General features: G+C 53.7%; 22 protein-coding genes. 5 read left to right on the top strand and 17 right to left on the bottom strand.

Annotated features, from left to right (window positions below; genetic code table 11):
• The first annotated feature begins 292 nt into the window (after window positions 1-292).
• On the top strand, window positions 293-1,726 hold the full coding sequence (locus HF679_RS06895) for an aldehyde dehydrogenase (protein ID WP_187042771.1): 1,434 nt from the start codon (window positions 293-295) through the stop codon (window positions 1,724-1,726).
• Here the strand turns inward: HF679_RS06895 and HF679_RS06900 are convergent, their stop codons facing one another.
• From HF679_RS06900 to HF679_RS06910, 3 genes are all read right to left on the bottom strand, one after another.
• Window positions 1,727-2,998, bottom strand: a complete 1,272-nt coding sequence (locus HF679_RS06900; RefSeq protein ID WP_154143757.1) for a putative acyl-CoA thioester hydrolase — start codon at window positions 2,996-2,998, stop codon at window positions 1,727-1,729.
• An 80-nt stretch (window positions 2,999-3,078) separates the two neighbouring features.
• The gene (locus HF679_RS06905) at window positions 3,079-3,849 is read right to left on the bottom strand and encodes an alpha/beta fold hydrolase (RefSeq protein ID WP_123754196.1); all 771 of its coding nucleotides are present in this window, start codon (window positions 3,847-3,849) and stop codon (window positions 3,079-3,081) included.
• A 72-nt stretch (window positions 3,850-3,921) separates the two neighbouring features.
• Window positions 3,922-4,095, bottom strand: coding sequence for a GhoT/OrtT family toxin (locus HF679_RS06910; RefSeq protein ID WP_123754195.1), 174 nt, complete (start codon window positions 4,093-4,095; stop codon window positions 3,922-3,924).
• A gap of 179 nt (window positions 4,096-4,274) precedes the next feature.
• Between HF679_RS06910 and yncL the strand changes: the two genes are divergently transcribed.
• Window positions 4,275-4,370, top strand: coding sequence for a stress response membrane protein YncL (yncL, locus tag HF679_RS06915; RefSeq protein WP_071844919.1), 96 nt, complete (start codon window positions 4,275-4,277; stop codon window positions 4,368-4,370).
• A gap of 48 nt (window positions 4,371-4,418) precedes the next feature.
• On the opposite strand, the gene HF679_RS06920 is transcribed toward yncL, so the two are convergent.
• Entirely contained in the window at window positions 4,419-4,739 is a 321-nt protein-coding gene (locus tag HF679_RS06920; RefSeq protein WP_370453874.1) for a hypothetical protein, read from the bottom strand.
• 520 nt (window positions 4,740-5,259) lie between these two features.
• Between HF679_RS06920 and HF679_RS06925 the strand changes: the two genes are divergently transcribed.
• Both HF679_RS06925 and HF679_RS06930 read left to right on the top strand, forming a co-directional pair.
• Window positions 5,260-5,382, top strand: coding sequence for a small membrane protein (locus HF679_RS06925; RefSeq protein WP_148060375.1), 123 nt, complete (start codon window positions 5,260-5,262; stop codon window positions 5,380-5,382).
• 935 nt (window positions 5,383-6,317) lie between these two features.
• Window positions 6,318-6,656, top strand: coding sequence for a hypothetical protein (locus HF679_RS06930; RefSeq protein ID WP_123754194.1), 339 nt, complete (start codon window positions 6,318-6,320; stop codon window positions 6,654-6,656).
• Window positions 6,657-6,759: 103 nt separating this feature from the next.
• Here HF679_RS06930 and HF679_RS06935 read toward each other — a convergent pair whose 3' ends face one another.
• From HF679_RS06935 to HF679_RS06990, 12 genes are all read right to left on the bottom strand, one after another.
• On the bottom strand, window positions 6,760-7,386 hold the full coding sequence (locus HF679_RS06935; protein ID WP_123755465.1) for a YagU family protein: 627 nt from the start codon (window positions 7,384-7,386) through the stop codon (window positions 6,760-6,762).
• Between the two features lie 453 nt (window positions 7,387-7,839).
• Window positions 7,840-8,616, bottom strand: coding sequence for a hypothetical protein (locus HF679_RS06940; RefSeq protein WP_187042772.1), 777 nt, complete (start codon window positions 8,614-8,616; stop codon window positions 7,840-7,842).
• A gap of 760 nt (window positions 8,617-9,376) precedes the next feature.
• Entirely contained in the window at window positions 9,377-10,801 is a 1,425-nt protein-coding gene (gene patD, locus HF679_RS06945) for an aminobutyraldehyde dehydrogenase (protein ID WP_187042773.1), read from the bottom strand.
• Between the two features lie 22 nt (window positions 10,802-10,823).
• On the bottom strand, window positions 10,824-11,630 hold the full coding sequence (locus HF679_RS06950) for an ABC transporter permease (RefSeq protein ID WP_123754192.1): 807 nt from the start codon (window positions 11,628-11,630) through the stop codon (window positions 10,824-10,826).
• Window positions 11,620-12,549, bottom strand: a complete 930-nt coding sequence (locus HF679_RS06955) for an ABC transporter permease (protein WP_123754191.1) — start codon at window positions 12,547-12,549, stop codon at window positions 11,620-11,622. The genes HF679_RS06950 and HF679_RS06955 overlap by 11 nt, the downstream gene beginning before the upstream one ends.
• A 1-nt stretch (window position 12,550) precedes the next feature.
• Window positions 12,551-13,564, bottom strand: coding sequence for an ABC transporter ATP-binding protein (locus HF679_RS06960; protein WP_123754190.1), 1,014 nt, complete (start codon window positions 13,562-13,564; stop codon window positions 12,551-12,553).
• A 17-nt stretch (window positions 13,565-13,581) separates the two neighbouring features.
• Complete coding sequence (gene ydcS / locus HF679_RS06965; RefSeq protein ID WP_123754189.1) at window positions 13,582-14,727, bottom strand: putative ABC transporter substrate-binding protein YdcS; 1,146 nt, start codon at window positions 14,725-14,727, stop codon at window positions 13,582-13,584.
• A gap of 291 nt (window positions 14,728-15,018) precedes the next feature.
• Window positions 15,019-16,431, bottom strand: a complete 1,413-nt coding sequence (locus HF679_RS06970) for a PLP-dependent aminotransferase family protein (protein WP_123754188.1) — start codon at window positions 16,429-16,431, stop codon at window positions 15,019-15,021.
• Window positions 16,432-16,531: 100 nt separating this feature from the next.
• The gene (locus tag HF679_RS06975; RefSeq protein ID WP_187042774.1) at window positions 16,532-17,212 is read right to left on the bottom strand and encodes a class I SAM-dependent methyltransferase; all 681 of its coding nucleotides are present in this window, start codon (window positions 17,210-17,212) and stop codon (window positions 16,532-16,534) included.
• The gene (locus HF679_RS06980; protein ID WP_187042775.1) at window positions 17,212-17,466 is read right to left on the bottom strand and encodes a hypothetical protein; all 255 of its coding nucleotides are present in this window, start codon (window positions 17,464-17,466) and stop codon (window positions 17,212-17,214) included. Before HF679_RS06980 ends, HF679_RS06975 begins: the two co-directional genes overlap by 1 nt.
• Before the next feature lie 89 nt (window positions 17,467-17,555).
• Window positions 17,556-18,116: a nucleotidyltransferase family protein gene (locus tag HF679_RS06985; RefSeq protein WP_187042776.1), complete on the bottom strand. Its 561-nt coding sequence runs from the start codon at window positions 18,114-18,116 to the stop codon at window positions 17,556-17,558.
• A gap of 128 nt (window positions 18,117-18,244) precedes the next feature.
• Complete coding sequence (locus HF679_RS06990) at window positions 18,245-18,970, bottom strand: alpha/beta fold hydrolase (RefSeq protein WP_123754185.1); 726 nt, start codon at window positions 18,968-18,970, stop codon at window positions 18,245-18,247.
• 279 nt (window positions 18,971-19,249) lie between these two features.
• Here HF679_RS06990 and HF679_RS06995 point away from each other — a divergent pair, with 279 nt between their 5' ends.
• A complete protein-coding gene (locus tag HF679_RS06995; protein WP_123754184.1) occupies window positions 19,250-20,197 on the top strand; it encodes an alpha/beta hydrolase in 948 nt (315 codons plus the stop codon).
• Window positions 20,198-20,256: 59 nt separating this feature from the next.
• Here HF679_RS06995 and HF679_RS07000 read toward each other — a convergent pair whose 3' ends face one another.
• Window positions 20,257-20,787: a glyoxalase superfamily protein gene (locus HF679_RS07000; RefSeq protein ID WP_174508798.1), complete on the bottom strand. Its 531-nt coding sequence runs from the start codon at window positions 20,785-20,787 to the stop codon at window positions 20,257-20,259.
• Between the last annotated feature and the right edge of the window lie 181 nt (window positions 20,788-20,968).

The raw sequence follows: 20,968 nt of genomic DNA on the forward strand, positions 1-20,968 counted from the left end.
CCTAAATAATTCAGGCTGCATAAAGGCTCACAGAACCAGCTAACACAGATGCAGCCTGAAGTATGACGGGTATAACAGCACAGCATGATCCAACCGGCAAATAATCAATTGGCATCAGGTTATGCGCAATGCGGTGTTTTCGTTGATTAATTCAGCAACCCCTCCCTCCGGTTCGCAGAAGTTGTGAACTGCCTACAAAACCGGGAAAAAAACGTGCGATAACCGCCCTGCTTTTACCGCACGCTTGCGCCACCCGGTACACTCGGAAAATCGCAGACCAGTGAGGCTTCCCATGACAATAACCTGCACGTTATACACCAACGGCCAATGGCACGATGCCGAAGGCCAGGCCACTTTCAGCCGCCACCATCCGCTGAGCGAAGAGACCGCTTCTGTCGCCTCTGCGGCAAGCCTTGCCGATGCCCGACGCAGCGTCGAGGCCGCAGCAGCGGCCTTCCCGCAATGGCGTGACACGGCGCCAGTTGAGCGACGCCGTCTGCTGCTGGAAGCGGCGGAACAGCTACTGCTGCGCGAGGCGAAGTTTATCGCCGCCATGGCGGCAGAAACCGGCGCCACGGCCCACTGGGCCGGTTTTAACGTCCATCTGGCGGCCGATATTCTGCGTGAAGCGGCCGCCCTCACCACCCAGATCGAGGGCCAGGTCATTGCCTCAAACGTGCCGGGCAATCTGGCGATGGCGGTGCGTCAGGGCGCTGGCGTGGTGCTGGGCATGGCGCCGTGGAATGCGCCGTTGATCCTCGCCACCCGCGCCATTGCCACGCCGCTGGCCTGCGGAAACACGGTGATCCTTAAAGGCGCAGAAATATCCCCCGCCAGCCAGGCGCTGATCGTCGACGCGCTGGCGGCAGCCGGGTTACCGGACGGAGTGGTGAACTATCTGACCTGCGCTCCGGCAGATGCCCCGGCGCTGGTCGAAGCGCTGATCGCCCACCCGGCGGTGCGTCGGGTCAATTTCACCGGTTCCACCGCAGTAGGCCGTATTATCGCCCGTACCTGCGGTCAGTATCTGAAGCCGGCGGTGCTTGAACTGGGCGGCAAAGCCCCGCTGCTGGTGCTCGACGACGCCGACCTCGACCAGGCGGCGGCCGGGGCAATATTCGGGGCCTTTGCCAACGCCGGGCAGATCTGTATGTCGACCGAGCGGATCATCGTCGATGAGTCTATTGCCGAGGCGTTTATCGCGCTATTGAGCCGCCGGGCGGCAACCCTGCCCGCCGGGCTGATAGGCCCGGTTGTCGATATGAAAACCGTGGCGCGCTGTAATGCACTGATTGACGATGCGCTGGCAAAAGGCGCGCGGCTGTTAACCGGCGGTAAGGCCGACTCTCCACAGATGCAGGCCACCCTGCTTGATGGCGTCACCCGCGAGATGCGTATCTGGCAGGAAGAATCCTTCGGGCCGGTGAAAGCGATAATTCGCGTCAGGAGTGAACAAGAGGCGCTGGACGTCGCTAACGAAAGCGAATACGGGCTCTCGTCTGCGGTCTACAGCCGTGACAGCGCCCGGGCGTGGAACGTGGCTCAGGCGCTGCAAACCGGTATCTGCCATATTAACGGCCCCACCGTGCACGATGAGGCCCAGATGCCGTTTGGCGGCTGTAAAGCTTCGGGCTACGGGCGCTTCGGCGGTCGGGCAGGCATTGCTGAGTTTACCGAACTGCGCTGGATAACCCTGCAGACCCGCCCGCGCGAACTGCCGTTTTAATCATTCCGGCTGCGTGTGGTTAGCAAATTCCCATAGGCGGTTATAGGCCACATCATTCAGCTGACGTTCTGCGGCGATAGTGCCGCGGAACGGTCGCGACGTGGTTGCGGCAGCGCCCCACGGCGCAAGCTTATCGTAACTGCCGTCAATGGTGCTGTGCGCAATCACCAGTTGGCCATTGGCGGTATTGCCCGGCAGATAACCGGTCTTCCCTGCTCCCTGATCCCAGGCGCGCCCCAGCTTCGCTTTAAACACCCCCTGATAGCCGCTATCGCCGGTAAAGCGGCTGTTCAGCACCAGGAAACCGTAGGGGTTGTCCGGCAAGGTGTTGGGCGCCAGCACATAGGCTTCCGGCGAGTGACGCGTAGAGACGGTATGGAAATGCACCCGATCAAACACCACATTCGCCCGACCAAAGACATAATCAACATCCCCTTCGACGTAGCTGTCTTTGATATAAACCCGGCTGATCCGGTCGGTGACGGCGGCGTTACGTTGATCGCTGGTATTCAGGTAGAGGGTATCCTGACGCCCCAGCAGGCGGACGTTCTGCAGCTGGACCCGGTCGCCATCGGTGCGCAATGCCACGCCCTGGTGGGTTCCGCCATCGACGTTGTCGAGCAAGCTGTTCACGATGCTGATATTCGCCAGCTGAAAATCGGCGCTTTGCGCCCACATCACCGCCGCGCAGTTGGTACCAATCATCGGGGTGGTCCGCTCGGCGCACAGCGCGTACTGGTACCAGGCTGGATCTCCCGGACGGTATTGCTGCTGCGCGTTAACCACCTGACGATAGCGTTGCGGCGAGAATTGTGAATCCAGCGGCAGTTCGATTCTCACCGCCTGGGGATCGGCCCCGCTGCCGTAGATGGTGACCGGCGGCGCGTCGGCCGGGATATAGACCGTTTCGTGGTAGACGCCCGGCTCCACCCGAATGGTAATGCGCTGGCGATCGCCTGCCTGCTGGCGGAGTGCGGCATTTAACGCCTGCTGAACGCTGGTGTACGGGGCGCCGCTGTGGGCCACCCGCCACGGCGTGTCCTGTGCTTTCAGTACCTCCGGCGACGGCGTCCACGGGCCGTCAGGAGATGCTAATAAGCCGCCGCGCGCAAAATAGTTCGCCTGGGTAAAGGCGCTCGCTTCTGCGGCGGTGAGTAACGGGCGCGTTTCACTTCCACGTTCGCTTCCGCCTGGCGTCGGGGTTGAACATCCTTGCATAACGAAGGACATGCTAATCAACAGGGAGAGCGCAGGTATCGGGATCTTCGGCATTTATCGGGCACCATATATTATTGGAATGAATGACCAATATTAATGAAATGCCGTTCCTTTAATCGTGCCGGGATCACGCTTTACGTTTCTGCTTCCACCCGCGCGCAAAAACTGGCAACCCTGTCAGCCAACGCGGCGGGGTTTTCCCAGGCCATCGAATGCCCGGCATCCGGCACCGTCAGCAAGGTAATACCCTCGGCCTGAACATCATCGGCTTCCTGGGCGGGTAATGACAGCGCGCCGTAAATCAGGGCTTTGTGGCAGGTTAATTGTTGAAAACGGCTGAACCACGACGGCGCCACACCGGCTACCAGGCTGCTGGCCCCCCGCCATACCGCCCAGGGCGCGCTGTTTTGCAGACACCCGGCCCAGGGAGAGGTCTCTGCTGCCAGCATGTCGGCATAGCCGCTGGCGACAAATTCAGCTTCCGGTTGCGCGGCGATAGCCCGACTGAACATTCCGCCTCCGGCATACAGATTAGGCTCCGCCACCAGCAGGGCCAGAATGCGATCGCCGAGGTGCTCAGCCGCTTCGATGGCAATACTGCCACCCATGCTGTGGCCGTAGAGATAACAGCGGCTCAGTTGAAGATGATCGAGTAGCTCCACCACCACCTGGGCCTGCTGACCAGTACTGTAGCCAAACTGTGGAGGCTTATCGCTATAGCCATACCCCGGGAGATCGATCAGCAACGCCCGTCGCCCATGAAACGCCGGGTCGGTCACCACGCGGGGATAATCGTAGGAAGACGCGCAACCCAGGCCATGAATAAAGACCACCGGTTCGCCGCGCCCAGGGAGATCGAGCCAGCGCACTGTCGCGCCAGCCAGGGAGGAGAAAAAGCCGTTCATCATATCACTCCATCAGCATAGACTGTATTTTTATACAGTACCAATATACTGATTGCCAGCGACTTTATAAGATCAGAACAGTGAGACCAGCAGCGCCATTGGGAAACTAAATGGCCATGTAGCACCGATCAACAAGGCCGCCAGCAGGCGGATAAATCGGCTTTCTTTGGTTAAAAACCAGCTTATTATTGCGCAGATACATCCCATAACTGCGTAAAAGACCAGCATTTTCTGGTATAGGGTCATTCTTATTCCTTCCCTGACAAGCGCCATCAAGGTACATGCTTTATATACTCAAGCGGTACCAGACCATTCACATCACCACATAAATATTACGGTATTTAACGCCCAATTCATCCTTGTCTGATAGCACTTCCTTTCACCTCGTACTATACCTGTAGAGGCTTACTCATAAAGGTGGCGTTATGGATGTTTCCAGCAAAACCGTAATTCTGATTAATGTCGGTGCAGCGTTTGCGCTTATCAGCCTGTTATCTGTTCGTTTTGGTTGGTTTTACTGATTTACTCAGCAAAGAAACCTAAAAAAGCAGCCTCCATGGGCTGCTTTTTTACGATTTTATCGCGGCTGTTTTATCAACACTGGTCTGAGACTGGGCCTGTTGCACAGCAATAACCCGGTTATAATCAGGGTCATATTTAGGTAGCAAATTAACTTTTTCACTATCCCACTCTGCTGCAACGCAAATGGCTTCGCTGGCCCCTTGCTGTTCACAACCCCGAATATGCTGTGCCGGTAAATGACCGTATAGCAGTGCCGTGGCGCAGGCCACCGACAGGAGAAATACTATCTTTTTCAAAACAAGTTCAACGTTAAAGTAACAAATTATGATAAATGGTCGCATGCGGGTGTGTGCAAAGTCAAATTTCAAACGCTCTCTTTTCCGTTCAGTATCGGACTTGCCAGATATTTTTTAACATTTTGTCTACATTCTCTTTTTGGGACAATGCGCAATCACCGCCACTATTTCCTGCCAGCTAACCATTTCCGTTTAATTATGAAATGCGAATAATCTGTAAGCCTGAATAAAATTGGGTGCAATTGATTTTTTTAGTTTAAAAGCAACAGAGTCAACATGATGCAATATAAAAATGGTTATGGCGCTTCGAAAAACGCCCTCAATAAAGCTATGGACGTTGGCAAAAAAAACAATAACAATGACAATTGCATGGGATATATTACGCTCATAAGCCCTTGCAACTCATGTTGTTAACGTCGTGACACAAACCCTCACAAAAATCGATACAGCGCAATAAGTTAGCACTACCTTGTTAATAAACTGTTGTAATAAAAATAGCGAAAAATAGTATTTGCCTTATTAGGCTTGCGAATTTATATTCAGGTGCGCTTTTTTCACTTTTTTAGTGTTCATTTTATTTTTGAGGTGGCTCATGTCCGGAATTATTGTGCTGGTTGTGGCGCTAATATTGCTGGTCCTTGCAGTATACAATCTTTATTCATACATTCGCGAACGTCGTCACTCCACCCTGCCGACGAAAAAGAATAAACGCTAGCCTGAAATATCCACAACGTCATCATTGTCTCCCCAGGCTAAATAATCTTGCCACGTTCCTTTTATCCACAATGAATCAGACAGTTACCCGGGAAAGTCATTTAATTGCTAGTAACAGCCCCCCTTCAAGGTGTGCTACTTATGTAAAACGGGCCTCCCGATAGGGTAAAAAAAACCCTGCATCATATGCAGGGTTCTTATGCAGGTCGCAGCTCTGGCAACCTCAAATTGGGTTACGCGCCCCACCCGGCGCTTATCTCCGGCACTCACTGTGGCTTAGCTCTTGAAGGGGCATAAGAATCATCTCATATCTCTTCATATTTGTTTTAGCAATAACTGCCATTGTGATTATTAGCAAGCTAATGAGCGTAGTGTGTGATAGTCTCACCGATGACAAAATGTTGGCCCGGAAGTCGGTTGTCCACCTTCAGCATCATTGCTATCCCCTTTTTCGCGGTTTCAGTGACTTTGCTGGTTCTGAGGGCTTTCAGAAGAGAACGAACATGCCTTATCATAGGTCGTGTATTGATGGCTTCTGACATTGTTAACACGGTCATTGGCCTCTCGCTGTAGCGCGGACCCGGCAGCATAAGCCGTCTGCGATCCATGGATAGTTAAGGTAATTAAATGAGTTTTGTCTGGTATATGACGCTAATCTGTATTCTGATGGCCTACCTGATGATGAGCGTCCTGCCAATGTAGCCTGTCTCACCCGCAGACAGGATGCCACTTTCCTGCTCAAACACGCTAAAACCAGACCAGGGATATCACCGGAACCGACGGGAAAGTATGACTCGTCGGCCGATACCGCTTACAACCTCTACGCTGATATCCTGCAACAGCTCTGGCCCTATTAAGATTTGGGGGCGCCAGCAGTGAACTTTCATGAGCATCTAACGTCTGACCGATGAACTCAAGCAAAGCAGGTTTAATCACATGAGATTTATTTTCCCGGTTCTTGCCATAATAGGTATCTCTGGATGCGATGATGCCAGACAATCCCCGCCACCGTTTCCCAACGAACTGCATAGTAAATTCGAAAGCCACACAGGAACATGGCAACTCATTGATAAAAAGAAAGGCCCTGACGGAGATGTCATCGAGGTTCTTTTATTTAATACCGCTGATGGTGAGGTGTGTAAAATAACCACAATATCTGATAAAGACAGGCCATCAGATACATCACCGGTACGTTGCTACTCTGTAAATGACCATGAAACAGACCGCACACCGCCCGCTGAGGATGACGATATCAATAACGACAAGGATCAGTAAGTAACAATAATTAGCCCCCACTGCGCACAAGCCCAGCAACAGACTAACGATCATCGATAAAAATGGCCCGCTAATGCGAGCCATTATAAGCCCTGCTATTCACTTATCTGAATGCCGTATTCACCGGAACTTCCGCATCAGGTTCATGCGTAATTCTGTTTCGGAGATCCCGACGGATTATCTCAATAGACCAGAACCATACTAAGTGGCCCAGTATCTCAGAAACGTTTTCATACCATGGAAGGTCGAAAAGAGGCGGAGTTAAGCCCATCAGCGGGAATGAAATCATATGAACGAATAATTGAGCGAGTGCACCGGCTAGCAGCCCCTGCCATAACTTAATTTTAGGGAATACTTCAGCAACAACACAATATCCAACTGCGAACACAATGGAAAATATGATGTGTGTTACGCCCACCCAGTTGAACACATGCCCTGCGAAGGTATAGACCGCTGCATTAGGATCTGCCAGCCCCAGCCAATCGCGTAGAAAAATGTAGGGGGGGTTGAGGAAGTTCCTGGAGCAGTCAATTTGTCCGGCAGCCCGAATTAACGATTCTGGCCCACACGCACTGGTAAACATGTCCACAGGACTACGTGGAGGAAGCGGGACTTCAGCGCCCCATTTTACGAATGCCGAAACCACCCCTGAGATAAGCCCAACAAACAATGCAACACCATAACGCCGTCTGCGAGGTTCAGTTTGTACAAAAAAGTCTCTTAACGCCATAAACCCACCACTCATAAGGAATATTTACAGTTCCTTAATCTTCCTTAAGTTGGATGCGTATCATTTTGATTTAGATCACTGTTTGCATTCCACTCCACAAAATTTGTTTCATAAGCAAAAAACCCGCCAGATGGCTGACAGGTGCACTTTCCGGTTGAACGAGGGATGCGAATTGAGCTTCACTCACCCACTCATGCCCCACATCAAGCGGCTGAAACATGAATGCATCACATTACAGCCGCTTACTTATCGATGAATTCTTTATCATCATGTCCACCACCCATGCCCACGGGTAAACTCAAAAAACAAATAGCTCCACACCGCTGAGAGGATTGAGGAAAAAACGCATCTGTTTCATTATAAATATTCTTTACTTAACGTTCGCGATAAGAACAACATTTCCTTTAAAAGGACCCGCTACTGGATTGAGTGCGGACAACCGCGATGCGATAGTTATATTTTGAAATCATTAACATCAATAACCGGTGATTCACTACCTTCGATGGTCACCGTCGATGTGATCCCACTACCAAGTGCTACAGGCTGGTCCAGAAGCCTGAATTCCACAGCTGCTGGCTTTGTGCATCGAAGAGTAATGGTCGTCGTTTTCGTGTGTCCGTTAACTTCTGTATCTAGCAAGGTTCCATGATCTATTGTATTTGACCCCACTAATTCAAGGTCACATTGGGCCGGATCGGGTACTTGCGGAATGTTACTGCACGATAAAGGGTCAAATTTTACATCTGAATCAAGATAGGTTGTTGCTATCACTGACCGTGTTACAACAGTGCACGATCTTACCAGTGCATAATAACTTGATGGCGTATAGTGTATATAAGTCCCTGCTCCTTTTGCACCAGCAACACTACCATATTTTTCAGCCAGCGTTACCCATGTATCTTCTGGTTCTATCGGTATCATAGTTCTACCAGCAGAAAAATCAGTATCCCAGTAATCCTTATAATTCGTTTCTGTCGAATCATCATAATCACGCCCCTGCAAAGCAGGACCATAATAACGAAACCCCTCGTCGTATGGATGAATGCTCGTTGGATAACCAGCACCGGAATCGATAGTATCCCACGACACTGAAAGGTTAGATAAAACAACATGTTTATCAATCATAAAGGCATTCACAACAATAAGGCGGGGCTCGGCCTGCAGTGGTTTTGCAAGCAATAACATCATTGTGAGAAAAATAAAACAGGTGATTTTTTTATTATTCATCATTGAAATCTACTTAGTTTGAATGGTTACCGCAGCAGCATGACAATTATTAATATTGTGATTGCACGGCAATAATTACCCTTACTTTTCTTACTCACCCGGTTTGCTCTCATTTACCTTGCAAATCGTGCCAGAACAGTGGAAGGTTAACGCGGGTGGTGGCCGTAGTCGTTCACATAAACCAGCACCGGCCTCTCTCCCACCCAGGAAATAGCGCCATCAAAAAAACACGTTTTGTTGTCATAACTTCGTCCCTTTTTAATAATAATCCGAACCGGCATTCATTGTGTAATGCATCAGTGTCTTGACATCCAAACTCACATTGCAAAAAATAACCGTTTATATCGGTGACTACCGTTTCACCGCAAATCTTCGGCCAGGTCAAATCGATTTCGCATTTGATTTAAAACAATCATAATATTTTGATTTGCCGGGTTCATTTATAAAGAATTGCTCATGACTCATGAATGAGTAATTTATCCTCAAACACTTTTATTTAAAAGATGTTCTTGATCAAATAAGACATTTCAAAACAAATAACCTTTCACTTAACACTTAAATAAACCCATGCAACTTCGCCGGTGGCATAACGTGTTTTTATAGAGATAGATTCTGTAGCGCTCACTTTGCAAAGACTATGGGTCGCGTTAAAAAGCGCGACCCATAGTCTTTGCAAAATCGGTGGGGGCGTCGTAGGCGATCGGGACGAGGCGATGAGTAGCTGCAATATAAATTGATTACATTACAGCTACTTATATTGCTATTAGTGCTTTATCATCACGTGGCGCACCACCGTATAGTCCTCCAGACCATACATCGACATATCCTTGCCGTAGCCGGAGAGTTTCTGCCCGCCATGCGGCATCTCGCTCACCAGCATAAAGTGGGTGTTTACCCAGGTGCAGCCGTACTGTAAACGCGCGCTTAGCCGGTGGGCTCTTCCCACATCCTGAGTCCATACCGATGAGGCCAGGCCATACTGCGAATCATTAGCCCATGCCAGAACCTGATCTTCATCGCTGAACGAGGTCACGCTGACTACCGGGCCAAACACTTCCCGCTGGACGATCGCATCTTCCTGTTTTGCCCCTGCCAGCAGCGTCGGTTGATAGAAGTAGCCTTTGCCATCCACCTTGCTACCGCCCGTGACCACGTTGATGTGTGCCAGGCCGCGCGCGGCCTCGACGGCAGCGCTAACCCGCTCCAGATGGGCCTGAGAGCTGAGCGGCCCCAGTTCGGTTGCCGGGTCGTCCGGTTGGCCGACCTTGAGGCTGGCCACCGCGGCGCCCAGTTTCTCGACCAGGCGGTCGTAAATCCCCTGCTGGGCGTAAATCCGGCAGGCGGCCGTACAGTCCTGCCCGGCATTATAGAAGCCAAAGGTGCGAACCCCTTCCACAACCGCGTCGATATCCGCGTCATCGAAGACAATCACCGGCGCTTTGCCGCCCAGCTCCATATGAGTACGTTTTATCGAGGCAGCGGTATGCCCGATAATATGCGCCCCGGTCGCGATCGAGCCGGTCAACGACACCATGCGCACCTTCGGGTGCGCGGTTAACGGGTCGCCCACGGTTTGTCCGCGGCCAAACAGCACGTTCAGCACGCCAGGCGGCAGAATATCTTTCGCCAGCTCGGCCAGCTTCAGCGCCGTTAATGGCGTGATTTCTGAAGGTTTGATCACCACGCAGTTACCGGCGGCCAGCGCGGGCGCCAGCTTCCATGCCGCCATCATCAGCGGGTAGTTCCACGGTGCGATAGAAGCGACGACGCCAACCGGGTCGCGGCGGATCATCGAGGTATGCCCTTCGAGATATTCCCCGGCCGCCATCCCCGGCAGGCAGCGGGCTGCCCCGGCAAAAAAGCGGAACACATCGGCGACGGCGGGCAGCTCGTCGTTAATCACGCAGTGCAGCGGTTTGCCGCAGTTTAAGGATTCCAGTTTCGCCAGGGTCTCGGCATGGTCGTCGATGGTATCCGCCAGCTTCAGCAGATATTCCGAGCGGCTCTTCGGCGTGGTCTGGCTCCAGCTGTCAAAAGCCCGGTCTGCCGCCTCAACCGCTGCATTGACCTGCGCTGCAGTCGCTTCGGCGATCTCGAGGATGGCCTCACCGCTGGCAGGATTGAATACCGGCACCATTTCGCCTTCACCCGCCACTAACTCACCGTTAATCAAAAGGTTATGTTGCATAGTATTATCCTGTACATGAGAATTATTTGCCGTTTTCAGCATTCGTGTCGCCGTCACGGGTGAGCCACCAGGCTCCCAAAATAGGGATCATCGTCACCAGCATGACCAACAGCGCAACCACGTTGGTGATCGGTACATCGCGCGGGCGCCCCAGTTGATTGAGCAGCCACAGCGGCAACGTGCGCTCGTGTCCGGCGGTAAAGGTGGTGACGATAATTTCGTCAAACGATAAGGCAAACGCCAGCATGCCGCCCGCCAGCAGCGCCGACCCCAGATTGGGGAGCACCACATAGCGAAAGGTCTGCCAGCCCGTAGCGCCTAAATCCATTGACGCCTCCACCAGGCTCCACGAGGTCCGGCGAAAGCGGGCAATCACATTGTTGAACACCACCACCACGCAGAACGTGGCGTGCCCCACCACGATAGTCAGCAGGCCGGGTTCCAGATTAACGGCCTTAAACGCCGTCAGCAGCGCAAGCCCGGTGATAATGCCCGGTAGCGCAATCGGCAACAGCAGCAACAGCGACACGGCGTTCTTGCCAAAAAAGGTGCTGCGCCACAGTGCTCCTGCAGCCAACGTGCCAAGTACCAGCGCAATAGCGGTAGACAGCGCTGCAATTTTTAGTGACAACGTCACCGATTCGATAATATCGCTGCGTCCGGCGGCCTCGCTGAACCAGCGTAGCGTCAGCCCCTGCGGGGGAAAACTAAAGGCCGCATCTTCGGTATTGAAGGCATACAGGGCGATTATTACCAGCGGGAAATGAAGGAAGATCACCCCGCCCCAGGTGGCTATTTTCAGAAACAATGGTGCGCGTTCAGAGTGCATCAAACGCTCCCAGGCGTTTCACGAACGCCAGATACAGGGCAATCAACACAATCGGCACGAGGGTAAAGGCGGCGGCCATTGGCATATTGCCTATCGCCCCTTGCTGCGAATAGACCATGTTGCCGATGAAGAAGCCCGGCGGCCCCACCAGCTGCGGCACGATAAAGTCCCCCAGCGTCAGCGAGAAAGTAAAAATCGAACCGGCGGCGATGCCGGGGATCGCCAGCGGCAGCACCACGTAGCGGAAGGTCTGGCGCGGGCGGGCGCCAAGATCGGCGGAGGCCTGCAGCAAAGACGGTGGTAAACGCTCCAGCGCCGCCTGTACCGGCAGGATCATAAACGGCAGCCAGATATAGACGAACACCAGGAAACGCCCCAGGCCGGAGGTCGATAGCGTATTGCCTCCGATGGCCGGGATCGTCAGCACCAGGTTCAGCAGTCCTTCCAGCCCCAGATGCCCGAGAAACCACTGCGCCACGCCATCTTTCGCCAACAGCAACGTCCAGGCGTAGGCTTTAACAATGTAGCTCGCCCACATCGGCAGCATCACCGCGATGTAAAAGAAGGCTTTCATTTTGCCGTGGGTATAACGGGCCATATACCACGACATCGGCAACGCCAGCACGGCGCTGGCAATGGTCACCGACAGGGCCATCACCAGGGTACGGATAATGATGTCGTAGTTTGCCGGATTAAATAATGCCTTGAGGTTGGCGAGAGTCAGGTCGCTGGTGACCGACATGGTGAAATCGTCAAAGGTATAGAAGCTTTGCCACAGCAGCGTCAGCAACGATCCCAGATAGACAATCCCGAACCACATCAGCGGTCCCAGCAGCAGCAAAAACAGGCCGAGCGACGGCTTGCGCCAGAACAGTCCGGAAAGGCGCCCGGACGCGGGGCGCGGAACGACCATTGTCATATCAGCCTCCCCGTTCCAGCGGCACCATCGCCGCCCGCGACCACGAGGCCAGCACCGTTTGCCCGGCCTGCGGTACGCTAAGCGCCATGCCGCTATCGCTGTTGGCCTGACTGACCAACAGCTTGCCGCCGCCCGCCAGTTTCAGTTCGATCCGCGTGGCGGCGCCCTGGTACTGCACCGCCTGCACGGTACCCTCCACCTGCACTTCTCCTTCCCGGTTAAGGCAAATATGTTCCGGGCGCAGAGACCAGACGCCGTGCATCCCGCACAGACGCGAAGCCAGATCGCTATCAAACACGTTGGCAGTGCCGACGAAACCGGCAACAAAAGCGGTTTTGGGACGCAGATAAAGGTCGTGCGGGGCATCCACCTGCTCGATGCGCCCGTTATTAAAGACCGCCACCCGGTCAGACATCGACAGCGCTTCGCCCTGATCGTGGGTGACAAAAATAAAAGTAATCCCCAGCGCCTGCTGGAGCTTTTTCAGCTCCAGCTGCATCTGTTCACGCAGTTTTAAATCCAGCGCCCCCAGCGGTTCGTCAAGCAGCAGAACCCGTGGTTCGTTGACCAGCGCCCGGGCAATCGCCACCCGCTGGCGCTGGCCGCCGGAGAGTTGTGACGGCTTGCGGGTATGGACGAACCCCAGGGCGACCTTTTCAAGCGCTTCCTGCGCACGAAAATGGCGCTCTTTTTTGCCGATCCCTTTCACCATCAGCCCGTAAGCGACGTTATCGAGGATGGTCATATGGGGAAACAGCGCATAGTCCTGGAAGACGGTGTTCACATCGCGCTGCCACGGCGGCAGTTCGCTGGCCTTGCGGCCAAAGATTGAAATCTCCCCGCCGGAGAGCTGTTCGAAACCGGCGATCAGCCGCAGGCAGGTGGTTTTGCCGGAGCCTGACGGCCCCAGCATTGAGAAAAACTCGCCATCACGGATCCCCATGCTGACGCCATCCACCGCGCGGACATCGCCGTAGAAACGCGAGACGTTATGAAACTCTACTGCATAGGTCATGCTCAGCCTCCGGCCAGTCAAATACCGCCCATAATGGCGATATAATCCTGTGTCCAGCGGCTGTAAGGTACGAATTTGCCCCCTTCGGCAACCGGTGTTTTCCAGAAGGCGATTTTCGAAAACTCGTTGTAGCCATTGGTTTCACAGCCTTTATCCCCCAACAGCGTGCTGGCTTTACAGCCCTGCGGCACCACCGGCAGCGAACCAAACCAGGCCGCGACGTCGCCCTGTACCTTCGGTGTCAGCGACCAGTTCATCCATTTATAGGCGCACACCGGATGTTTGGCCTCGCTGTGCAACATAGTGGTGTCGGCCCAGCCGGTGACCCCCTCTTTCGGGAAAACGGTGGCTATCGGCTGGCCTTCGCTTTTTAAGCCGTTGGCCTGGTACGGCCAGGCGCTGGAGGCCACCACGCCTTCGTTTTTGAAGTCGCTCATCTGCACGGTGGTGTCGTGCCAGTAGCGGTGGATCAGTTTGCGTTGATCGCGCAGGACCTTGAGCACCGCCTGATACTGCGCTTCGGTTAACTGGTAGGGATCGCTGATACCCAGCTGCGGCTGCGTCGCTTTGACGAACAACGCCGCATCGGCGATATAGATCGGGCCGTCATAGGCCTGAATGCGCCCGCTGTTGCTTTTACCGTCAGAGAGATCCTGTTTGACAAACACCACGTTCCAGCTGTCCGGCGGCGTCGGGAAGACCCGGGTGTTGTACATCAGCAGGTTCGGCCCCCACTGGTACGGCGTGCCGTAAACTTTTCCGTCGACGTTAAACCAGGCGCCTTTTTCGACCCGTGGGTCGAGGGTGTGCCAGTTAGCGATAAGCGCGGTATTAATCGGCTGCACTCGCTTGCCCATAATCAGGCGCAGGGAGGCATCACCAGAGGCGGTGACCAGGTCATAACCGCCTTTCGCCATCAGGCTGACCATTTCATCAGAGGTCGCGGCGGTTTTCACATTCACCTGGCAGCCGCTCTCTTTTTCAAACTGGGTCACCCAGTCATAGTTTTTGTCGGTCTGACCGCGTTCGATATAGCCCGGCCAGGCAATAATATCGAGCCGACCTTCTCCTTTATCCAGCGAAGTTGGCGGTTGCGCGGCCTGCACGGTCAGGCAGGCCATACCCAGTGCATAAAGGCTGCCACGGGCTATTTTTTTGCTCATTGGGTGTTACTCCTGTCACAATAAAATTAGCGGCAGCCATGCCGTAAAAATATCTCCCTTAAAAAGGGTAGACGGCGCCCTGTGACCTCCTGGAGAAATTTATTCAGGTTGTGACAAGGGGCGCATTCCGCGAACCCTGGGGAACAATATGGATTATAGACAAGGAGTTAGAGGCTGAATATGACTATGCATATTTCCTATGGCCGGTGTCGGTAAAATATTTACCGACAGGCCTGGATAATAATATTTATACCCGTCGTCTTTTAAAATTCAGGGGGTGTTGGCCGGGATTCAGCTCAGCAGCTCGCGAATAAGTTCACCGAGGCGTTTCACTCCTTGTTCTTCTCTTTCACCCCAACCCCACGCGGTATTAAAACGGAAAAATGAGGCCCAGTTGGCGGTGGTGGAGAACATTTTCCCCGGCGCGATGCTGATATTATCCTGCAGCGCACGGGCGCTCAGTTCACCGGCATCAGCGCCTTCCGGTAGCTCCAGCCACAGAAAATAGCCGCTATCGCTATGATGAATTTTGACCTCGGCGGGTAAATGGCGCAGCAGCGCCTGCCAGGCCAGCTGTTTGCGTTCGGCAAGCTGGCGGCGCAGACGGCGAAGATGCGCGTCATAGCGCCGGGTAGAGAGATAATCCACCAGCGCCAGCTGCATCGGCGAGCTGGTCGAAAGGGTACTCATGAGCTGCAGCTGCTGAATCCGTCGGGCGTGTTTACCTGCCGCCACCCAACCAATACGAAAGCCCGGCACCAGACATTTTGAAAACGAGCTGCAGTGCAACGTCATCTCATGGTGGTCCCAGTATTTCGCCGGCAGCGGCTTTTCCCGGCCAAAATAGAGCTCGCTGTAGACATCGTCTTCGATCAGCACCACGTTATAACGCGTCAGCAGCTCTACCAGCCGGGCTTTTTTCTCGGCGCTGAGGGTAAAGCCGAGCGGGTTTTGTCCGTTGGTCATCAGCCAGCAGGCTTTGACCGGGTAGTTTTGCAGCGCCTGCTCCAGGGCGTCTAAATCGATCCCCTCTTTGACGTCCGTCGCCACCGACAGCGCTTTTAAGCGCAATCGCTCCAGCGCCTGCAATGCGCCGTAGAAACAGGGATTTTCCACCACCACCCAGTCGCCCGGTTCGGTCACCGCCTGCAGGCTGAGATTCAGCGCCTCCAGGGCGCCGGCGGTGATCACGATATCATCCGGCGAGATATTCATCCCCTGCAGGGCATAGCGGCGGGCGATCGCGTGGCGCAGTTCGCTATTTCCCGGCGGGAGGTTTTCAATGACGCTCATCGCCGTCGCCGTTTTACTCACCTGCGCCAGCGAGCGGTTTAGCTGCTGGAGCGGGAACAGGCGCGGGTCGGGAAAGGCCGAGGCAAACGGCAGCATCGAGGCCCGGCGGCTGGCCTGCAGTACCTCAAAAATGTAGGTATTGATATCCACCGCTTCGTCGCGGGTCACCTGCGCGGGTGGGGCCGGCTGGCGTAGCTTGACCGGCTTCGGCGCCACATAGTAACCGGACTGCGGCCGGGCAATAATCCGCCCCTGACTTTCCAGCAACTGGTAAGCATGGCTGACGGTCATAAAACTCATCCCGCTGCTGACCACCTGCTCACGCAGCGACGGCAGGCGGTCGCCGGGTTGCCAGACGCCAAGCGCCATCTGTTCGGTTAACTGCTGCGCAAGCTGCTGGTATTTTTTCATGGCACGGTCCGGGAGATCTGATGTGCCTGACAGTATATCAGCCATAAAAAAATAGTCGTTTATAAAAACTGTTATAGCTCAGTTTGCGGCCCTGACGCCCTTACCCCGACGATGAATCGGCTGCACAGACCAAAGTGGCATGATCCCACCACGGATTGTGATTCACCCGGACCGCCAGCACCTTAAAGTGAGCATCTTCTACCTCATCGATTAACGCCTGAAGCGGCTTCAGCGTACGCCAGGGTTGTCCATTTTTCAGTAAATGCTGGCAGACTGGATCGTACGCCGCAATATCCTGAGCATAGCGAGGAGTGCCGCACATAGAACCGATCACAAACCGGTCGCCAGGCTTGAGCAATCTTCTCACCTCTGCAAAGCAGCGAGTCCGGGCGCCATCAATCAGGCAATGTAAACAGCTGCCGTCCATAATGAGTTCAAAAGTAGCGTCTTCGCATTGGTCGATATGACCGACATCACCGACCAGAAAGTGTGCCGGGAGACCGGCTTGTTGAAAGCGCTTTTCCGCCCAGCAAATTGCGGTTGCAGATATATCGATTCCCCACACGGCATATCCCTGCTGCGCAAGATACTGCGCTGCCATTGCGCCATTTCCACACCCCAATTCAAGTACCGCAGCGCCCGGAGGCGGAAGATATTGCGCAGCCTTGAGCCACTGAAAAATGAGCTCCTGTTGTTGTTTTGCCCGCTGATACCCCTCACCTGCCCACGCGATAGCCCCATTTGCTATCAATTGGCGATATTCATGTTCATAGCCGTTCATTATAAAGACGCCTGTATGCCAGCAACAATATCCACAAATTTATACATGATATGGTGATGAAATGAAGTGAACGATTGGCAGGAATGGTTGAATAGTTGGCGACTGCGTCTTTTAAATTTTGATGCTTTTTTTAATTCACATTTAATTTGATGCAACGTCAGGCCCGTTGCGGTTGATATTAACGGCAAGCCGACGCCATGGGTACACAACGTTTTTGCCATTTCGACTTTTGCCTGAAAATAGATATCTTTCATAAATAATCTCACGTCAGTTGATGTTATGAAAGATATCGTTCGCTGCTTTTTTAGCCAATAAGCGGCGCTTAAAGCCGGGATAAGTAATTCTAACGGGGGATGAGCAGCTGCAATCCGGGGTAGCGTTCCATCCAGCGCTTTGCGATGACGCGTTGCCGGAAAACAGCCAGCTTTTCATGCTCAAATGACGGCGTAGGCCGTAGACGCAGGGCAAACAGATCGTCGAGCCCATAGGGGGCAATCATCTCGATAGCGGTCGTCTCCCCAAGCCTGACCGCCACCGCCGTGGCGGTCTCCGGCCAGAACTGCAGGGCATGCCGCGTTGAGCGATACGGATTGTGACCGTGGCGTTGATGCATTCTGGCCTGGTTCTTCACCGACCAGTTAAATGCCGGCAGGTGCCGATTAAGCTGCGCTTCCAGGGCGTAGTCCTGTTCAGGATCGCGCTGAGCCGCATCGAACCAGACCACATCGACATCCCCGGAGATCGGGCGTTGCCCATATCCATGCAGATGATCCCACACGGCATCTCGCACAAACCCTGCCCCGATCCAGCCGTCAGGCAACTGCAACGCCTGCACGGCGCGGAGCGCCGCCATTCTCAGCGGGTCATCTGCCAATATGCGCTGCACTATCTCCTGATGCGTCATGATTTTCCCTGGTCAAACAATTCGGTTCCACCTGCTGAGAGTAACCTATCGGTATCCTGGCGCCACAATGTCACCGGGCGACCAGCAACACGAAGGGTCTGACAAAATAATGCCTTTGCGCCCGAAAATCATTGGCCTTTTATATAGTTAAGTACCTGAGCGATGGTCGAACTGTCTGGATGATTTATCTCGCCCAAATGATCGCCTTCACCGCAGATCAATGGTATTGCATGTTGTCCGGCCAGCTCAGCCATTGAAGCGTAATAAGGATCGCGACTACCTGCCCAGAACATTACCGGGGTATGGCAGGGGAATAAATTAGCATCACCTGCAACAGGTTTGCGTAGTTCGTTAAAAAAGCATCCTGCACTTATTTCATCTTTAGATGACAGCGTTTCCGTGAGTTCTGGCGCGACCTGGCGAGCGTACGACATAAACATTTCAAAAGTGAGTTTGCTGCCGGATATATCGGGAAGCCCTTTTAAGCAATCCCATCCCCCTAATACTACTGAACTTAGCCGCTCCGGATAAGACCTTAACAGTTCCATCGCCAACCACGACCCTGCTGAATAACCTACCAGATGTGCTTTTTCATAACCGAGTTCATCCATCAGTTTCACAACCGCTAATGCCTGATTTTCTCTGCGGTAGAAGTCCTGAATATCAGACTTTTCGCTGGCACCGTGTCCTGCCAAATCCGGACATACGACATTAAAAAAGGGGCTGATGGCCGCGATAAAACCGTTATCGTCCCAACACCGCCCATTCATCAAAAGACCATGAAGCATGATGACTAAGGGGCCTTCCCCTTCGGCACGGTAGAACAACGGTGGCATTCCTGGCACTTCCGACATAGTTGCTCCTGCAAGATTTTATGTGGATGAAAAGCATACATCTCTCAGGTCATCGTACTCAAGATGACCTACCAGATTCAGACTACCTTGCCACCAGCGATCGTTCCTGCCGGGTCTTACTTTTCTACGAGGCCTTTAATTAAGGTTGCAATCATTGAATGACATTGGTAATTATTATCATTTGCATTAATGAGTTATCTGGTACGGTATACCGGCGTCCAGGGGAACACCACAGGGCCGGAACGACGATACCACCAGCGGAAAAGGAATAATCATCAGATGTATGCCCGTGAGTATCGTGCACCACGTCCGAGTAAGGCGTTGTTTTCTCTTGTTTCTTGTTTGACCTTAATCGTCAGCACGCAAAGTCTGGCGAGGCCGGATATGCAGCCGCTGGGACCGAGTATCGCGGATAAGGGCTCCGCGGTTTACCACTTCAGCGTCAATCAGTTCGATTCTGCCGATGGCTCCCGCCATTATCGGGTCTGGACCGCCGTCCCCAATAAAGCCGCGCCGGCGTCGGGCTACCCGGTGTTGTATATGCTCGACGGCAATGCGGTCATGGACCGGCTGGATGAAGCCCTGCTCCGGCAGCTGGCAGACAAATCACCGCCGGTGATCGTGGCGGTCGGATATCAAACCAACCTTCCCTTTGACCTCAACGCCCGCGCCTACGACTATACGCCAGCAGGCGTACAAAGCGGCAAAACCAGCACCAGCGGCGAGCGCGCGAATCGTAAGAGCGGCGGTAGCAACGATTTCCGCCAGTTACTCGAAACGCGTATTGCCGTGAAGGCAGAACAAGGGCTGAACATCGATCCCCAGCGCCGCGGCCTGTGGGGGCACTCCTTCGGCGGCCTGTTGGTCCTGGATGCCTGGCTGTCGTCCTCCCTGTTTCAGCGGTACTACAGCGCCAGCCCGTCATTGGGCAGAGGCAATGACGCACTGCTGAGCCGTATTACGGCGGTCAATCCGGCACAATACTGCGCAAAACACCTGTCGATCATGGAAGGATCGGCGATGCCGAACGATAACCGTGAAAAGCACCTCGACGGGATACTGACGAAAATTCACGCCTCGCTCACCACGCTGAAAGAGAAAGGCGTCAATACTGCCTACTGGGATTTCCCCGGCCTGGGCCATGGCCCGATGTTCACCGCCTCTTTCCGCAGCGCGCTGGTGGATATCAGCGATGAGAAAATGGTGGGTAGCGCTGGCTGTCAATAATCCAGCAGTTAAATACTGCCCGCAATGTCGCGGGCAGTCATGTCAACGGCGGCGTTCATTCAGCTCTCGCAGAAGCGTATTCTGTTGCCAAACGGATCGTACACCTCGAGGATTTTTCCCCACTCTTGCTGGACGATTTCGGGCCGGCCATAGCCGTATTGTTTAAGATTTAACTCATCCCGGAATAACGCGATGTGATTCATGGGAACAAAAAGCGTGGCCCCCGGGCTGGCATCGCCATGATGTTCGCTCAGATGGAGCTGCAAGCCGTTACGGCTAATGCCCATATACAACGGCAGGTCCGCTTCGAAACGGTGCTCAAATTCCACCGTAAACCCAAGGAAATCAAGGTAAAACTCACGGGCTTTGCGTTCATCAAACATGCGCAAAATAGGAATGCACTTTTCAAACGACACAACCGCGTCGGCGGCCTGAGGGGCTAACGTTGCCGATGCCGTATTCCAGTCCCTAAAGCCCATCTGCTGAGAGACGATTTCGAGAGCGGCTGAGTGGGAAATCGTGACCTCGCGTGACGCCAGCTCAGCGCGTAATTTTGTGGCCATCAGTTTTGCTTGTGCGATAGAAAACATTCTCTCCTGTCGTCAGGGCACACCGGTGCTCGCATTACCAGACCCCGATCGTCAAAAAAGATGAATGAAGCAAAACCGGGATAATGACGTGCTTTCACCTTTCCGTGAGGACGCGAGCGGCAGGCAGCACAAGCCTCAGAGGAAATTAGCTGATGGACTGAAATGAAGCAAGTATGCGCGG

Source organism: Enterobacter sp. JUb54 (genome assembly GCF_014298075.1).
GTDB lineage: Bacteria > Pseudomonadota > Gammaproteobacteria > Enterobacterales > Enterobacteriaceae > Klebsiella > Klebsiella lignicola.

Bases quoted from the DNA above. Each gene is read 5' to 3' on its own strand.
- HF679_RS06990 (WP_123754185.1), bottom strand. From the start codon at position 18,970: ATGTCGGAAGTGCCAGGAATGCCACCGTTGTTCTACCGTGCCGAAGGG.
- HF679_RS06895 (WP_187042771.1), top strand. From the start codon at position 293: ATGACAATAACCTGCACGTTATACACCAACGGCCAATGGCACGATGCC.
- HF679_RS06900 (WP_154143757.1), bottom strand. From the start codon at position 2,998: ATGCCGAAGATCCCGATACCTGCGCTCTCCCTGTTGATTAGCATGTCC.
- HF679_RS06955 (WP_123754191.1), bottom strand. From the start codon at position 12,549: ATGACAATGGTCGTTCCGCGCCCCGCGTCCGGGCGCCTTTCCGGACTG.
- HF679_RS06975 (WP_187042774.1), bottom strand. From the start codon at position 17,212: ATGAACGGCTATGAACATGAATATCGCCAATTGATAGCAAATGGGGCT.
- HF679_RS06980 (WP_187042775.1), bottom strand. From the start codon at position 17,466: ATGAAAGATATCTATTTTCAGGCAAAAGTCGAAATGGCAAAAACGTTG.
- patD (WP_187042773.1), bottom strand. From the start codon at position 10,801: ATGCAACATAACCTTTTGATTAACGGTGAGTTAGTGGCGGGTGAAGGC.
- yncL (WP_071844919.1), top strand. From the start codon at position 4,275: ATGGATGTTTCCAGCAAAACCGTAATTCTGATTAATGTCGGTGCAGCG.
- HF679_RS06905 (WP_123754196.1), bottom strand. From the start codon at position 3,849: ATGAACGGCTTTTTCTCCTCCCTGGCTGGCGCGACAGTGCGCTGGCTC.
- HF679_RS06950 (WP_123754192.1), bottom strand. From the start codon at position 11,630: ATGCACTCTGAACGCGCACCATTGTTTCTGAAAATAGCCACCTGGGGC.
- HF679_RS06935 (WP_123755465.1), bottom strand. From the start codon at position 7,386: ATGGCGTTAAGAGACTTTTTTGTACAAACTGAACCTCGCAGACGGCGT.
- HF679_RS06910 (WP_123754195.1), bottom strand. From the start codon at position 4,095: ATGACCCTATACCAGAAAATGCTGGTCTTTTACGCAGTTATGGGATGT.
- HF679_RS06925 (WP_148060375.1), top strand. From the start codon at position 5,260: ATGTCCGGAATTATTGTGCTGGTTGTGGCGCTAATATTGCTGGTCCTT.
- HF679_RS06985 (WP_187042776.1), bottom strand. From the start codon at position 18,116: ATGACGCATCAGGAGATAGTGCAGCGCATATTGGCAGATGACCCGCTG.
- HF679_RS06930 (WP_123754194.1), top strand. From the start codon at position 6,318: ATGAGATTTATTTTCCCGGTTCTTGCCATAATAGGTATCTCTGGATGC.
- HF679_RS06940 (WP_187042772.1), bottom strand. From the start codon at position 8,616: ATGATGAATAATAAAAAAATCACCTGTTTTATTTTTCTCACAATGATG.
- HF679_RS06960 (WP_123754190.1), bottom strand. From the start codon at position 13,564: ATGACCTATGCAGTAGAGTTTCATAACGTCTCGCGTTTCTACGGCGAT.
- ydcS (WP_123754189.1), bottom strand. From the start codon at position 14,727: ATGAGCAAAAAAATAGCCCGTGGCAGCCTTTATGCACTGGGTATGGCC.
- HF679_RS06995 (WP_123754184.1), top strand. From the start codon at position 19,250: ATGTATGCCCGTGAGTATCGTGCACCACGTCCGAGTAAGGCGTTGTTT.
- HF679_RS07000 (WP_174508798.1), bottom strand. From the start codon at position 20,787: ATGTTTTCTATCGCACAAGCAAAACTGATGGCCACAAAATTACGCGCT.
- HF679_RS06970 (WP_123754188.1), bottom strand. From the start codon at position 16,431: ATGAAAAAATACCAGCAGCTTGCGCAGCAGTTAACCGAACAGATGGCG.